The organism is Streptomyces sp. NBC_00414 (assembly GCF_036038375.1).
Taxonomy (GTDB): Bacteria; Actinomycetota; Actinomycetes; order Streptomycetales; family Streptomycetaceae; genus Streptomyces.
In genome coordinates, this window is the sequence record NZ_CP107935.1 from 407,327 (window position 1) to 420,779 (window position 13,453).

Genomic DNA, 13,453 nt, shown 5'->3' on the forward strand with positions numbered 1-13,453 from the left:
AAGTGCGTCAGGTGCGAAGGTGCGTCATGTGCGGAGGCGCGTCATTTCTCGGCTGGAGTGGAGGCTCGGGGAAGGCGTAGCTGGAAGCATGCCCCGAGGGTCCGGGGGGTGAGTGTGAGGGTGCCTCGGTGGCGGTGGGCCAGGTCACGGGCGATGGCCAGGCCCAGGCCGGTGCCGCCCTGGTCGCGGGAACGGGCGTCGTCGAGCCGGACGAAGCGTTCGAAGATGCGCTCGGCGTCCTCGGTGGGCACACCAGGTCCGTCGTCGTGCACCGTGAGGACGACCCAGTCGTCCTGGTTCCGGATGGTGATCTGAATGCGGTGAGCGGCGTGGCGGGCGGCGTTGTCGACGAGGTTGCGCAGCAGCCTTTCGTATTCCTCGGGGTCTCCGTGTGCGTGTGCGGGGGCGGTGCTGTCGCAGGTGAGGGTCAACGGCCTTTCGGTGAGGGGGTATTGCTCGGCCAGCCGGGAGGCGAGGGCTGTCACGTCGACGGTTTCGGGCTCGGCTGTGGGGCTGCGGGTGTCGAGGCGGGCGAGGAGCAGCAGGTCCTCGGCGAGGGCCTGGAGGCGGCGGGTCTGTCGTGCGGCGGTGGTGACCGCGGTGGGCCAGTCGGTGCGTTCCGGGTAGGCGAGCGCGACTTCCAGGCTGGCCAGCAGTGTGGTGAGGGGACTGCGTAGTTCGTGGGCGGCGTCCGCGACGAAGCGGCGTTGCCGGGTGGCGGCGCTGTCGAGACGTTGGAGGGTGGTGTTGATGGTGGTGGCCAGGGCGGTGATCTCGTGTCCTGCGGCGGGTACGGTGACACGTTCGCGAGGGTCGCTCGCGGTGACCGAGGCGGTGAGGACACGGATGGCTTCGACCGGTCGCAGCGCGGTGCGGACGGCGAAGTAGACGGCGGCGGCGATCAGTACGAGGCCGACGAGCCCGGCCCGCAGCAGCACGCCGTCCGTGATCTTGGTGTTTTCGTCGGCCGTGTACGGGAGCACCACCACATAGACCCGCAGCTTGGCATCGGCGGCGACGCCCAGAGCGGCGATCTTGTCGCTGCTCAGTTCATCGGCCTTGATATCGGCCGACATGACTCGATGTGTCCCGCCGGCCACATCGCCTCTGAGTCCGGAGTTGTAGTCGCGGTTCACGGGCAGGCGCACGAAATTGGGCGCCCCTTGTCCGACCGGAGTGGGCATCACGTGGTGGGTGCCGGGATCGAAGTCGTCCATGCCTCCGCCGTAGGCGACAGCGGTGCGCCGGCCGGTGGCGACGACCTCGTACGGTACGGCGCTCCTGCGAGGGGGAACCACACCTTCCTTCAACTGGTCGACGAGAGTCCCGAGTTGGTCCAGGGCTTGTTCTTGGGCGATCTGCGTGTTCTGGCGGTGGACGTCACGGTGGATCCACCAGCCGATGCCGGCCAGGATGACGGCGGCGGTCGAGGCGGCGGCCAGGGCCGCGACGGCTCGTACCGAACGCGGCCACCACCAGCGGCGTCGTGACTCAGTCGCGTTCACGGTCGTCCACCAGTCGGTAGCCGGTACCCCGTACGGTCTGCAGGGACTGCCGGTGGAACGCCGCGTCCACCTTCTTGCGGAGGGCGCTGACACGCGCCTCCACCAGGTTGGGATCCTCCGCTTCGTCGGGCCACGCGTGGTAGAGCAGATCAGATTTGGAGACCGCCTGGCCCGCCCGGCGGGCCAGCAGTTCCAGCACCGCGAACTCCCGGGGTGTGAGTTCCACTCGGGCTCCGGCCCGGCGGCAGACCCGGCCGGCGACATCCAGCGAGAGGTCGCCCACGGCGAGGACGGGCGGGGCGACCGCGGCGGCTCGTCTGACCAGGGCCCGCAGCCGTGCGACGAGCACCATGTAGGAGAAGGGTTTGGCCAGGTAGTCATCGGCCCCCGTGTCCAGTGCCTCCGCCTGGTCCCAGTCCCCGTCCTTGGCGGTGAGTACCAGGATGGGGGTCGCGTTGCCCTCCCTGCGCAACTGGGCGCAGACCTTGTAGCCGTTGAGTCCGGGCAGCATCAAGTCCAGTACGACAAGGGCGTATTCGCCGGTACGGGCCATCCACAGTCCCTGCCGGCCGTCATGGGCGAGGTCGACGCTGTAGCCCTCTGCGGTCAGACCGGTGTGCAGGGTGTGGGCAAGGTCCACCTCGTCTTCGACCACCAGGATGCGCATGGGGTGCAGCCTCGCACAGCGTCGGGCCGCCTTCCTGATCGGCCGGTCAGGTTGGGTCAGCAACCGGTCAACGAGGTCCGGGCACGCTGGCGGAACGTCTTCGCCACTGCTGAAGGGCCCTGCCGCCGATGTCCCTTGACGAGCTCGAAATCATCGATGATACGGAGACTGCTCCTCAGGGACGCTCTCCAAGAGTTTCCTTGCTCTCACGTCGAGGATTCCTCGCTCCTCTGCTCCTGCCCGTTCTACTGGCCACCCTCCTCGGCGTATGGAGGATTCGCAGAGATGGAACCTTGTGGCATGACGAGGCGGTGACTCTCGATCTGGCTTCCCGCAGCCTGCCGGACCTGTGGCAGACGCTGGGCAACATAGACGCCGTGCATGGAGCGTATTACCTTCTCATGCATGCGGTGTTCGGCCTCTTCGGGACTGACCTCCTGGTGCTGCGCCTCCCCTCTGTTCTCGCCGGTGCGCTGGCGGCGGCAGGAGTCACGGCGCTCGGGGTCCGATTGTCGGGGACGCGAGCCGGCATACTGGCAGGCCTTTCCTTCGCTCTGCTCCCGGATGTTCAAAGATATTCGCAGGAGGGCCGCTCGTACTCATTGGTCTGCGCTCTTGTGGTCTGGGCCATGTATTTTCTTGTGAGTGCGGTACTCGGCTGCCGAGTCCCGGTGATCACCGGGCGTAGAAGTTCGGTGGTGCCGTGGATCGCCTACGGCACCCTCATGCTGATGGCGTGCATTCTGCATCAGTTTGCCGCCCTCGCCCTGGTGGCACACGCGTTCGCCCTGCCGGCTCATGCGCGGCGCCCTTGGGTGTACACCGCGCTTTTGGTCGCGGCGGGAGTCGCGCCCCTTGCGGCTCTGGGCATGTCGCAATCCGGGCAGGTCGCGTGGATCGACGGTGTCACCGGCGGCGAATACCAGCGCTTCGCGCTACTGGCTCTTTTCGCGATCGCGCTGTCCTGCTTCGCTTCACCGGGGAGCGTCGGAAAAGTTTCCCCGGAAGCGCCTTTCAGCCTACGGGCGATCGCCCTGCCCCTGTTCGTGGTCCCCACCGCACTCCTCATGCTGGTTTCTCTCTACCAGCATTTCTATGTGGAGAGGTACGTGCTCTACGGACTCGTCGGCCTTGCGCTCCTTCTGGGGGCGGTACTTGATCGCATGCTGGCACTAGGAATCGGTCTGCGAGCAACCGCAACGGTTGCTGTCGTGCTGGCGATCACCCTGCTCGTACCCGAGTCCTTTAAGCTGCGAACGCCGGAAAGCCGATCGGACAACGTCACCGATCTGGCCATAGTTTTGTCCAGGGAATACGCTCCTGGCGACGGGATTCTCTACCTGTCCGTGAAGAGGCGCGCATGGTCGCTGGCCTACCCATCGGTGAACAAAGGGATGTCCGACCTTGCCCAGGAGCTCACTCCGGCAGCATCGCACGACCTTTACGGGACCGAACTTCCTTCCGCCCAGATTCGCGCACGCATGCGCAACAGCGCACGAATTCTCGTAGTGGCGGAACCGAAAGGCGTTCGCGCCGAAAGCAACGGGACCGAGGTGGTGAAGAAGAGGGTGCTGGCAGAGTATTTCACCAAGGAAGCCACCATACGAATCGACGGGGCTCAAGTCACTATTTACGAGGCCCGCACAGCGGCTGCCGCGGCTGAACGCGTGGGGTCGTAGGAGCTGACGGCGGGCAGGAGTGGTGGGTCATGCCGAGGCACAACCGCTGGCTGGTCTCGCCGACGTCACCGGCCCGACCAGCACGTCGCGAACTACTCGGCGCACTCGTGATCGATGAACGCGGTCAACGCGTCCACGGTTGCCTCGGGCTGCTCGTCGGGAATGAAGTGTCCGGCCTGTGCGATCAAGACGCCGGTCGCGTTCTCCGCCCACGGGCCGAGGGAGGCGGCCATGTCGGGGATCGAGCCATGGGAGCTGGAGATTCCCAGGACCGGAACGGTCAAGTGTCCTCGTTCGAGGGCGTCATGATTCTTGCGCGCTGATTCCGCGGCGTCGCGGTAGTAGGCGAGTGACGCCGAAAGACCTCCCTCGGCCGCGAGGGCGGCGGCGTAGTGGTCGATCTCGACGCTGTCGAAGGTGTCCGGGGACAGCGTCTTGGCCTTCAAGAACCAGTCGACGTAGTCGCGCTCGCGGCCGGTGAGCAGCGTCTCGGGCAGTTCGGACACCAGGTGGAAGGCGAAGTGCCAGGTCTTCCAGGCCCGGTCGGGATCCGTCGGGATGGAGTCCGGGAGGGTGATTCCGGGAATGCCGGCGTCCAGCAGAGCGACACCGTGCAGGCGCTCCTCGTACTTCAGGGCCAGCGAGAAGGCGACCCAGGCCCCGATGTCATGGGCGACGACCCAGTACTTCGGCACGTTGAGCGCGGTCAGCGCGGCCTGGACACGCGAAGCGACGGTGTGTGTGTCGTAGCCCCTTCGAGGGCGGTCGGAATGGCCCTGCCCCGGCAGGTCGATCGCGATCACGTGGAATCGCTCGGCAAGGCCCGGCATCACCTTTCGCCAAGCCCACCAGGTCTGCGGAAATCCGGCGAGCAGGACGACGGCGGGACCGTCCGGCCGACCGCCTTCCACGGCGTGCAGTCGGATTCCTTCGGCGTCGACCCAGCGGTGAGTGAAACCCGCAAGGTCGTACAGCGGCAACCCGGGCACCGGGTTCCGGTCGCGGAAGCGGTTCGGGGCTACGGCGTCGTCGGTCATGTCCTGAGCGTACTGCATCTTGAACTGGTTGGTTCAAGATAGGATGGGCGGTGCCACAACGGCTGGTCCGAGAACGAGGTGCATGCGTGATGGCCGGGAAGAAGCAGTTCGACGTGGACATCGCGCTCGACGCGGCGATGGTCCAGTTCTGGCGGGCCGGATACGCCGACACGTCCCTCGACGACCTCTCCAGGACGACCGGACTGAACCGCAGTTCCATCTACTCCTCGTTCGGCGACAAGGACGCGCTCTACCTGCGCTGCCTGGACCGCTACGCCGCGCGGTACGGAAACAGGTACGACCAGGCGCTTTCCTGCGCGTCCGAGGAACCGCTGCAGGCGGTACGGGCGTTCTTCGAGGTCACCCTGCAGCGCATCGCCGACCCTGACGTACCTGATGGATGCCTGATCGCCCAGACCGCGATGGCGGCACCGGTGCTCAGCCCCGCCATCGCCGCACGCGCGACGGAAGCTCTGGGCTTTCAGCATGCGCGGCTGCGGACCGCCCTGAACGCCGCGCAGTTGACCGAAGGCGATGCCGACGACTTCGCGGTTCACCTGACGGCCGTCAACCAGTCGCTGGCCGTGATGAGCAGGACCAGGGCGAGCCAGCAGCAGCTCCGCACGGTCATCGACATCAGCATGAGCACGCTCTCGCACGCCTTGCGTGCCCGGAGCTAGCCTCGCCGTTTCGCCTGGGTACGGTGACCGTGAGGCTCCCCATGGCTCCCCACCGCCTCACCGCACCGCACCGCCTCGTCCCGTCCCGTCCGCCCGAGCAGTGAAAACACCCCGCCCACAGGACGGCTGACGATCAACGGCACCTCATCGCCCCAGTCGAAACAGCGGGGCTGGAGGTGATGGTTCAGTTCCCGGAGCCGACGATCGCGGTGACGCGGATCTCCACGCGCATGGCGGCCAGGCCGAGAACCGTGACGCCCGTCTCGGTCCAGATCGGCGCGCGGCCGTCGAGGCGGCGGCGGAACTGCTCGGCCATGACCGTGTTGTGGTCGTCGCCGATGGCGTCATCTCCCGGTGCGACCTTGTGGTACGAGTTGACGTGGATGACGTCCTTCCAGGTCGCGCCGACCGTGGCGAGCGTGCGCTCCACGTTGTCGAAAGCCTGGATGATCTCTTCCTCCAGCGAGTCGGGGATGACCAGGTCGTCATCCACCCCGGCCTGACCGGAGGTCTCGACCCGGTCGCCGACGCGGACGGCCGCGCTGTAGCCGAGAGCCTCGTGCAGCTTCTCGCCGTAGCCCGGAGTGATGCCGAAGGTGACGGTGCTCATGATGCTCCCTCTTCCAGTGCACAGGGGTGCGTCTCCTCACCGATGAGTTCACGCGTAAAGTGAAACTAACACGCAACGACTTCAAGCGTAAAGTAATGGCGGACTTCGGCGGAGAGGCGGGAAGATCCATGACCAGCACGGGAGAGCCCTTGAGCGGGACCGGCGAACACGAGGACGACGAGGAGCTGCGATGGCTCGACGAGCAGGAGAAGGCGGCGTGGACGGGGATGATCTCCCTTGTCCTGCTGCTGCCGGGCAAGCTGGAGTCGCCGCTGCGGCAGGAACACGGCCTCACTCTGTTCGAGTACCTCGTGCTCAGTCACCTCTCCGAGGCCCCGCAGCGCAGGCTGCGGATGGGAGAACTCGCCTTCCTCGCCAGCGGGTCGCTCTCCCGCCTGTCCAACGTCACCAAACGCTGCGAACAGCGCGGCTGGGTCGTACGGACACCTGACCCGGCCGACGGCCGCTACACCCTCGCCGAACTCACCGACGCAGGCTTCGACATCGTGCACCAGGCAGCGCCCACACACCTGCGCGCCGTACGCCGCATGGTCCTCGACTCGCTCAATACCACCGACCTGAAGGCGCTCGCCCGCATCGCACAAAAACTCCGCATCGTCCCCGACGACTTCGGCTGACAGCCGTCCCACACGACGATCCGAGACGAGTAGGCGCCGATATGAGAGTCAGCATGCGACAGCACGGCATGAACCGCGGGGCGCCGTCGCGTTGTTCGGGAATTGTTTGTTCGGCGCCCGTACCCCGAACGCGAACAACGGCGGGGTCTCTACACCTGGAGGGGATGTTCCGGCCGCGACAGTCACGTTGCGGCCTGTTCGGGAGGAGAGAGCACATGAACATGGTGAGGACATACCGCCGCCGGGCAGCGATCCTGGCGGCGACCGTGCTTGCTGCCGGCGCGCTGCCGTTGGGCGCCGGCGCCGCGGCCTCGACCGCGGTAGCCCGGGACACGGCCTCCGACCAGGCCGCGGCTCTGGAATGCGGTACGGGGCAGGTGTTCCTCGACGGCATCAGGGCCATCGACGTCCTCGAAGAAGGCGAGGCCGACGAGGTGTACATCGTGAACGACGCCGGCGCGAAGATCTGGCCGGTGACCGCGTCCTACATTCCGATGGTCGAGGGGGCGCGGGCCGAGGTGGACAAGTGTGTCGCGGTCGGCGAGACACTCAGGCTCTGGGATGACGATGGCGCCCTCAATCCCAACGACTTCATGGGCATCATCTACATCCTCACCGAGGAGACCCTCGACAAGTACTTCGACAACGGCTCCAGCAGGTACAGGCTCGGGATCATCGCCTGATCCAGCCCGTCGCACACCCCGTCCGCGGCTGCTCCTGCTCGCGGACGAGGCGCGGGTCCGCTCAACTCGTCGGCAGGGGGACGAGATCCAGGGTGCGTGCCGTGTGTTCGTAGACTCTCGACGCCAGCGCCGCGTCCCGCGCCGGTCCGGGTCTGGTCGCGGCTGCCTTCTTGGCGAAGAATCCGCCGTTCGGAGCCGGAGGTGTAGGGGCCGAGGCGAGGAGGACCGGGGTGCCGGCCGCCTTCTCCGGCGTCTGGGCGAACACGCCGACCAGTGACGCGGCCTTCAGCAGTCCGCCGGACTTGCTGTTGAACGCCGTTCTGACGACGCCGGGGTTGGCGCTGTAGGCGTGCATTCCAGCGGGCAGCCTGGTCGCGAGCGCGGCGGTCGCGAGCACGCCGGCGAGCTTGGCCGTGCCGTACACGGCGATCTGCGAGAAATGGTCGCGCCAGGAGACTCCGGTGACGTCAGGGGCGTCGGTATCGATGCGTCCGCGGGTCACGAGGTCGCTGGAGATGTTGATGACGCGGGCCTCGGGTGCGAACAGCGCGTCGGCGAGCAGCAGATGGGTCAGCTGGAACGGCGCCAGGTGGTTCAGCGCGTGGGTGCGCTCCACGCCCTCGGCGGTCTCCGCGTAGCGCGAGAAGGCCGCGCCCGCGTTGTTGACGAGTACGTCGACCTGGGCGACGGTGCCGCGCAGTCGAGTGACGAGCGCTCGGATGGCGGCGCGGTCCATGAGGTCCGCGTGCAGGGCGTGGACGGTGCGCTCCGGCGCATGTGCCGCCAGCGTGTGCAGAGTTGTCTGCGCGCTGGACGCATCGCGGGTCACGGCCACGACATCGAATCCGGCGGCCAGCAGTTGTCGGGCCGTGGCCTGTCCGAGGCCGCCGGCCGCGCCTGTGATGACGGCAGTTGGGGTGTTCACGGCAGTGCTCCTCGTTCAGGTACGGACTTGCAGGGTGACGTCGGCCTGGTGGCCGTCCGCGGTCGGCCGTACGGTCGGCCAGCTTCCGGGCGAGCCCTTGGCCAGCCGGATCTCGACATCGTTGGTGTTGACGAACGGGCTGCGCCCGCGGTCGGCGTAGGGCGGCAGCGACTGTATGTGCGCGGCGAAGTCGTCGGAGAAGTACAGCTCGGTCGTCAGCAGGGGCTTGTCGGCACGGCTGACCCGGACATGGATGTGGACGGTGCGTGGGGTGTACCAGCCGGGCACGATGGTCTGGAACTCGGCCTGACCGTTCCCGTCGGTGGTCTGCTCGCCCCGCAGGAAGGTCGCACTGTCCGTCGGCCGGAACCGGCGCAGCGTCAACGACACGAGGGCGGGGAACTTGTCCGCGCCGTAGCGCTGGTAGCCCGAGTAGACCCCGTGCGCGTCGCAGTGCCAGACCTCGACGGTCGCGTCCGGCAGCGGCGCCAGCGTGCCCACCTCGACGGCACGGATGCGCAGCAGCAGTGGGGCGCCGTCGAGGCCTTCCCGGATGTCACGCCGGTGCGGTGAGCCGCTTACGTAGTACGGCCCGTTGCCCGAGTTCGCGGTGCTCCGGTGGGCGTCGATGGTGGTCGCGTGCCGCATGTACGCCTGGTTGTCGATCCGGCCCAGTACGGCGGTCAGGACCCGTCGACGCACTCGGTCGCGCATCGTCCGCGGCCGTTCCCCGGTCACGTTCATGACCGTCCCTCCACACATGTATTGCTTGGACGCTCCAAGCATTGCTCCGTCATCCTGCTGACTAAAGCTTGGAGTTGTCAAGCATTGGAGTGTCCAAGTAGTGTGCTGGAATGGACGGTGAGGCTTTGACGTATCAACTGCTGCGGCTCGTACACGCCATGGACGGGGCGACGAACACCGCGATCCGTGACGTGATGGCCGAACTCGGCCTGACCCACCCCCTGGCCGACGCGCTGTGGCAGCTGGATCCGGACGCGCCCGCCCCGTCCATGCGTCAGATGGCCGCCAGGCTGCACTGCGATCCGTCGACCGTGACGTTTCTCGCCGACCGGCTGGAGCAGTTGGCCTACGTCAGCCGTGCTCCGGCCCTCAATGACCGGAGGACCAAGGTGCTCCACCTCACGGAGCAGGGGCGCACGGCGAGGCGACAGCTCGTCCACGCCGCCTCCACGCGCACGCCCATCACCCACTTGACCCTTGCCGAGCAGCGTCAGCTGCACCGGCTGATGACCAAGGCGATGGCCGACGAGAACGCACGCGACGACGACGGCCGCTGAATTTAATTTCGGCTCGGCATGCCCGACGGCACGTGGACGGGGCATCGGGAGCGTCGGCGGTGAGCCCGCGCAGCGGAACAGCCGCCGGGGCCACTCCGAGCGAAACGGGCGGCCCGGCCCGGGCCGGGCCGCCCGTCGTGGGGCCTGGGTACCACCAGCGGGCTGAACCCGTGTGGTGCACCTGCCGGTCGCTTCGCTCACCGGCCCGGCGGGCGGCACGCGTGCCGGGCGGCGGCAGACCGAGCGCAGCGGCCCGGCGCGCGGCAACGGGCGCCTTCCCCCACCGCCCGCCTCTGCGCATGTGGGTGTCGGCCTACCCGGTTGACCGCCCGCACAGGCAGAGCCGCCGAGCAGCCGTCAGGTGAGCGTCAGACGCCCGGCTTCCGGGGCGCCCGACGCTCGATCGACTCGTCAGGGCGCCCACGGGCCGAGCGCGGTCTTCATCGCATCCGTCATCGCGAACTGCAGCAGCGGGCCGTAGGTGATCCGGCCGACGCCGAGGCGGCGGAAGCGCTCAAGATCGTGCTTGACGGGATGGGCCGTGGAGTTCACGGGAACGGCCACGGCACCGGTCACCGCCGCGAGCAGGTCGTCGTTGTCCTGAATGGCCACCGGATAGACACTGTCGGCCCCGGCCTGCTCCATGGCCCGCAGCCGCTCGACCGCCTCGTCGAGGACACCCGCGGCGTCCTTCGCGTGCAGGAAGAGGTCGGTGCGCCCGTTGACCCAGACCGGGACCCCCGCGTCGTCAGCAGCCGCGCGCAGGCCGGCGATGTAGCTCGCGTGCTCCTGTGTGCTGCGCACACGTCCGCCGTCCGAGTGGACGGTGTCCTCGATGTTGAGACCCACGCCGCCGACCTCGATGAGTCCGGCGACAAGGTCCGCGGGCTTCTGTCCGTACCCGGCCTCCAGGTCCACGGACACGGGGACGTCGACCGCCGCGATGATCGGCCTCACCGCGGCCAGTACCTCCTCGAAGGTCTGCCCCTCGTTGTCCTCGGCCCCCCGGGAGTCGGCGAGCGGATGGCTGCCGATCGTCAGCGCGGGGAACCCGGCGCCGACCGCCGTCCTCGCCGACCACGCGTCCCAGACGGTCGGCAGCACGAGCGGCTTGTACTCGGCATGCAGCTGCTTCAGGCGCTCAGCGCGCTCAACTGTGGTGCGAAAGTCCATGTCGAGAACGCTACCCCCGGATCGCCGACAACGTGCCGACGGGACGTGACCCGGTGATGAAGAGGTGCGGCCCGGTCCCCCTCACGGCCTCCGGGGCACGGTGTGGTTCACGCCAAAGGCGCGGACGGGTCCGGAGAAGGGCGGGACCACAGGGGGCGGGTCCCGAGGCCGGCGACGTCCAGGGCGAGTTCCGCGTACATCGCGTTGGCCCAGGAGAACCAGTGGCGGGTGAACCGGTGCGGATCGTCCTTGTGGAAGGACTCGTGCATGGCGCCGGTGCCCGCGTCGGTGTCCGTCAGCGTGCGTAGCGCCGCGTGTCGCGCCGCGTCGTCGTCGCCGGTCAGACCCTCCACCGCGATGGCGATCGGCCAGATGTGTTCGTCCGGGGTGTGCGGGCTGCCCACTCCCTCGGCCGCGGTTCCCCGGTACCAGGTCGGGTTGGCCGGGGAGAGGACGAACTCGCGCGTGGCGCGGTACAGCGGGTCGGCGGCGGACACGTTCGCGACCAGGGGCAGGGAGAGGAGGCTCGGCATGTTGGCGTCGTCCATCAAAAGGGCGTTGCCGAGTCCGTCGACTTCGTAGGCGTAGATCGTGCCGTGGTCGGGGTGGTCGACCGTTCCGTGGCGTGCGACCCCTTCGCGCAGTTCGGCCGCCAGTGCGGTGGCGTCCTCGGCCAGTGCCGTGTCCCCGGCGCGGTGTGCCATCTCGGCCGTTGCGTCGAGGGCGGCGGCCGCGCACAGGTTCGCGGGCACGTTGTACCCGTACGTACAGGCGTCGTCGCTCGGTCTGAATCCGCTCCAGGTCATTCCGGTCCGGGCGACGGGCGTTCCCCTGCCCGCGTTGGGCAGCGTGTCGCTCGCCGGGCCGGACGACCGGGAGAAACGGTAGGAGGACAGGTGCTCGTGGTCCTGCTCGGTACGCCATACGGCGAGCACGGCGTGGGCGGCGCTCACCGCCCGGCCGAGGTGGTCGGTGCGGCCGGTGGCCCGCCAGAAGCGGTGGGCGAGCAGGAGCGGGAAGGCCAGGGAGTCGACCTCGTACTTCTCCTCCCACACCCAGGGGTCCTCGCACAGGTCGTCGCCGTCGTGGGCGCGTCCCGACGGTTCCGGGTTGAAGGCGTTCGCGTACGGGTCGCACATGATCTGGTCGAACTGGCGCTCCAGCACGGCCACCACCAGATCCTGCAGGCCCTTGTCGTCCTTCAGGAGCGCGAGGTAGGGCATCAGCTGGGTCGACGAATCCCGCAGCCACATGGCGGGGATGTCGCCGGTCACCACGAACGCGCTGCCGTCGGGCATGGGCCGGACCGTACGCGCGAGGGTGTCGTCCAGGCAGCGCACCAGCAGCTGTCCGTAGCGCGGGTCACCGAGGGCGTCGAGGCGTCGCACCGCGCGCTGAACCAGCGGATGGTCCTCGACACTCGTGGGGAACTGCATCATCGACCCTTCTTCTCAAGTGACTTGACGCGTGTCCTGCTACGTGTCCTGATGCGTGTCTCGTTACGAGTCGGCGTGCGGTGTGCCGAGGGGGCGTTCACCGGTGTGGACGCCGTGGCGGACGACGCGCGTGGGGATCGTGACGCGGCGGGGAGCGGGCTGCTCCGCGTCCTTGTGGCCCAGGCGGTCGATGAGCAGGCGTGCGGCTTCCCGGCCGATCTCGTCGGCGTCGTAGGAGACGAGGGTCAGCGGCAGGCCGAGGACGTCGGACAGGTCGAAGTCGTCGAAGCCCGCCAGGGGCAGGGTGACTCCCGACTTGTGCAGGGCTCGGATGGCGCCCTGGCTGATGCGGTTGTTGGTGCAGAACAGCGCCGCGGGGGCGTCGGCCCGGCCCAGCAGTTCGAGGGTCACCGCCTCCGCTGTCGCGGCGTCGACGAGGCCCTGCCGGATGAGCGCGTTGTCGGGCTCGACGCCGGCCTCGTCATGTGCCGCCCAGAAACCGCGCAGCCGCTCGGCCCCGGTGTAGAGCGAGGGCGGATTGCCCAGGAAGGCGATGCGGGTGTGCCCGTCGGCCAGCAGGCAGGCGGTGGCCTCGCGGGCCCCGTGGAAGTCCTCGACCAGCACGCAGTCGGTGTCGAGTCCCGCGGGCGGCCGTGCGGCGAGTACGACGGGTACGTGGCGCATGGCGGCGGCCAGGTGCTGCTGGCGACTGCCGGCGGGGACGACGATGAGCCCTTCGACCTGGTGGTCGATGAGACCGTCGACGAGGCCGGGTTCCCGGTCGGCCTGCTCGGCGGAGTTGCTGAGCACCATCCGGAAGCCGTACTCGGTGGCGACTTCCTGGACGCCGAGCGCGAGACGCGAGTAGAACGGGTTGGCGAGGTTGGTGACGACGAGGCCGATCATCCCGCTGCCGCCGAGCCGCAGGCTGCGCGCGGTCTCGTTGCGGCGGTAACCCAGCCGGTCCACCGCGGCGAAGACGCGTTCGCGGGTCGCTTCGGACACACCGGGGTCGTTCTTCAGTACGCGGGAGACGGTCATGGCGCTGACCTGCGCGAGTTTCCCGACGTCATGCATGGTCGGCCCGCCGGCTCGACGAGCGGTCATGCCCGTTCCCCC

The 13,453-nt window shown here is 68.3% G+C and carries 14 protein-coding genes; 5 read left to right on the forward strand and 9 right to left on the reverse strand.

The genetic code is table 11. From position 1 onward, the window contains the following. Positions 1 to 41: 41 nt before the first annotated feature. Together OHS59_RS01915 and OHS59_RS01920 are read right to left on the reverse strand one after the other, a co-directional pair. Complete coding sequence (locus OHS59_RS01915; protein ID WP_328491616.1) at positions 42 to 1,505, reverse strand: sensor histidine kinase; 1,464 nt, start codon at positions 1,503 to 1,505, stop codon at positions 42 to 44. After that, complete coding sequence (locus tag OHS59_RS01920) at positions 1,492 to 2,172, reverse strand: response regulator transcription factor (protein WP_328491617.1); 681 nt, start codon at positions 2,170 to 2,172, stop codon at positions 1,492 to 1,494. The genes OHS59_RS01915 and OHS59_RS01920 overlap by 14 nt, the downstream gene beginning before the upstream one ends. 311 nt (positions 2,173 to 2,483) lie before the next feature. On the opposite strand from OHS59_RS01920, the gene OHS59_RS01925 reads away from it, so the two are divergent. Then, positions 2,484 to 3,851 carry a glycosyltransferase family 39 protein gene (locus OHS59_RS01925; protein ID WP_328491618.1) on the forward strand — a complete coding sequence of 456 codons (1,368 nt, stop codon included), beginning with the start codon at positions 2,484 to 2,486 and terminating at the stop codon, positions 3,849 to 3,851. Between the two features lie 92 nt (positions 3,852 to 3,943). Here the strand turns inward: OHS59_RS01925 and OHS59_RS01930 are convergent, their stop codons facing one another. Continuing rightward, a complete protein-coding gene (locus OHS59_RS01930) occupies positions 3,944 to 4,888 on the reverse strand; it encodes an alpha/beta fold hydrolase (RefSeq protein ID WP_328491619.1) in 945 nt (314 codons plus the stop codon). Positions 4,889 to 4,977: 89 nt separating this feature from the next. Here OHS59_RS01930 and OHS59_RS01935 point away from each other — a divergent pair, with 89 nt between their 5' ends. Beyond that, on the forward strand, positions 4,978 to 5,568 hold the full coding sequence (locus tag OHS59_RS01935) for a TetR/AcrR family transcriptional regulator (protein WP_328491620.1): 591 nt from the start codon (positions 4,978 to 4,980) through the stop codon (positions 5,566 to 5,568). A gap of 184 nt (positions 5,569 to 5,752) precedes the next feature. Here the strand turns inward: OHS59_RS01935 and OHS59_RS01940 are convergent, their stop codons facing one another. After that, positions 5,753 to 6,178 carry a Rid family hydrolase gene (locus OHS59_RS01940; RefSeq protein ID WP_328491621.1) on the reverse strand — a complete coding sequence of 142 codons (426 nt, stop codon included), beginning with the start codon at positions 6,176 to 6,178 and terminating at the stop codon, positions 5,753 to 5,755. A 128-nt stretch (positions 6,179 to 6,306) separates the two neighbouring features. Between OHS59_RS01940 and OHS59_RS01945 the strand changes: the two genes are divergently transcribed. Both OHS59_RS01945 and OHS59_RS01950 read left to right on the forward strand, forming a co-directional pair. After that, positions 6,307 to 6,816, forward strand: coding sequence for a MarR family winged helix-turn-helix transcriptional regulator (locus tag OHS59_RS01945; protein WP_328491622.1), 510 nt, complete (start codon positions 6,307 to 6,309; stop codon positions 6,814 to 6,816). A 215-nt stretch (positions 6,817 to 7,031) separates the two neighbouring features. After that, complete coding sequence (locus OHS59_RS01950) at positions 7,032 to 7,499, forward strand: hypothetical protein (protein WP_328491623.1); 468 nt, start codon at positions 7,032 to 7,034, stop codon at positions 7,497 to 7,499. A gap of 61 nt (positions 7,500 to 7,560) precedes the next feature. Here the strand turns inward: OHS59_RS01950 and OHS59_RS01955 are convergent, their stop codons facing one another. Together OHS59_RS01955 and OHS59_RS01960 are read right to left on the reverse strand one after the other, a co-directional pair. After that, entirely contained in the window at positions 7,561 to 8,424 is an 864-nt protein-coding gene (locus tag OHS59_RS01955) for an SDR family NAD(P)-dependent oxidoreductase (protein WP_328491624.1), read from the reverse strand. A 15-nt stretch (positions 8,425 to 8,439) separates the two neighbouring features. Then, positions 8,440 to 9,168, reverse strand: coding sequence for a dioxygenase family protein (locus tag OHS59_RS01960; RefSeq protein ID WP_328491625.1), 729 nt, complete (start codon positions 9,166 to 9,168; stop codon positions 8,440 to 8,442). A 110-nt stretch (positions 9,169 to 9,278) separates the two neighbouring features. Here OHS59_RS01960 and OHS59_RS01965 point away from each other — a divergent pair, with 110 nt between their 5' ends. Further along, the gene (locus tag OHS59_RS01965; protein ID WP_328491626.1) at positions 9,279 to 9,725 is read left to right on the forward strand and encodes a MarR family winged helix-turn-helix transcriptional regulator; all 447 of its coding nucleotides are present in this window, start codon (positions 9,279 to 9,281) and stop codon (positions 9,723 to 9,725) included. Between the two features lie 411 nt (positions 9,726 to 10,136). On the opposite strand, the gene OHS59_RS01970 is transcribed toward OHS59_RS01965, so the two are convergent. The 3 genes from OHS59_RS01970 to OHS59_RS01980 form a co-directional block, all read right to left on the reverse strand. Next, positions 10,137 to 10,898 carry an isocitrate lyase/PEP mutase family protein gene (locus OHS59_RS01970; protein WP_328491627.1) on the reverse strand — a complete coding sequence of 254 codons (762 nt, stop codon included), beginning with the start codon at positions 10,896 to 10,898 and terminating at the stop codon, positions 10,137 to 10,139. A gap of 107 nt (positions 10,899 to 11,005) precedes the next feature. Then, the gene (locus tag OHS59_RS01975; protein ID WP_328491628.1) at positions 11,006 to 12,337 is read right to left on the reverse strand and encodes a glycoside hydrolase family 125 protein; all 1,332 of its coding nucleotides are present in this window, start codon (positions 12,335 to 12,337) and stop codon (positions 11,006 to 11,008) included. Between the two features lie 60 nt (positions 12,338 to 12,397). Next, complete coding sequence (locus OHS59_RS01980; protein ID WP_328491629.1) at positions 12,398 to 13,441, reverse strand: LacI family DNA-binding transcriptional regulator; 1,044 nt, start codon at positions 13,439 to 13,441, stop codon at positions 12,398 to 12,400. Positions 13,442 to 13,453 lie beyond the last annotated feature (12 nt).

Coding starts and splice junctions, on each gene's coding strand:
- OHS59_RS01920 (WP_328491617.1), bottom strand. CDS start 2,172: ATGCGCATCCTGGTGGTCGAAGACGAGGTGGACCTTGCCCACACCCTG.
- OHS59_RS01930 (WP_328491619.1), bottom strand. CDS start 4,888: ATGACCGACGACGCCGTAGCCCCGAACCGCTTCCGCGACCGGAACCCG.
- OHS59_RS01935 (WP_328491620.1), top strand. CDS start 4,978: ATGGCCGGGAAGAAGCAGTTCGACGTGGACATCGCGCTCGACGCGGCG.
- OHS59_RS01940 (WP_328491621.1), bottom strand. CDS start 6,178: ATGAGCACCGTCACCTTCGGCATCACTCCGGGCTACGGCGAGAAGCTG.
- OHS59_RS01945 (WP_328491622.1), top strand. CDS start 6,307: ATGACCAGCACGGGAGAGCCCTTGAGCGGGACCGGCGAACACGAGGAC.
- OHS59_RS01950 (WP_328491623.1), top strand. CDS start 7,032: ATGAACATGGTGAGGACATACCGCCGCCGGGCAGCGATCCTGGCGGCG.
- OHS59_RS01960 (WP_328491625.1), bottom strand. CDS start 9,168: ATGAACGTGACCGGGGAACGGCCGCGGACGATGCGCGACCGAGTGCGT.
- OHS59_RS01965 (WP_328491626.1), top strand. CDS start 9,279: ATGGACGGTGAGGCTTTGACGTATCAACTGCTGCGGCTCGTACACGCC.
- OHS59_RS01970 (WP_328491627.1), bottom strand. CDS start 10,898: ATGGACTTTCGCACCACAGTTGAGCGCGCTGAGCGCCTGAAGCAGCTG.
- OHS59_RS01975 (WP_328491628.1), bottom strand. CDS start 12,337: ATGATGCAGTTCCCCACGAGTGTCGAGGACCATCCGCTGGTTCAGCGC.
- OHS59_RS01980 (WP_328491629.1), bottom strand. CDS start 13,441: ATGACCGCTCGTCGAGCCGGCGGGCCGACCATGCATGACGTCGGGAAA.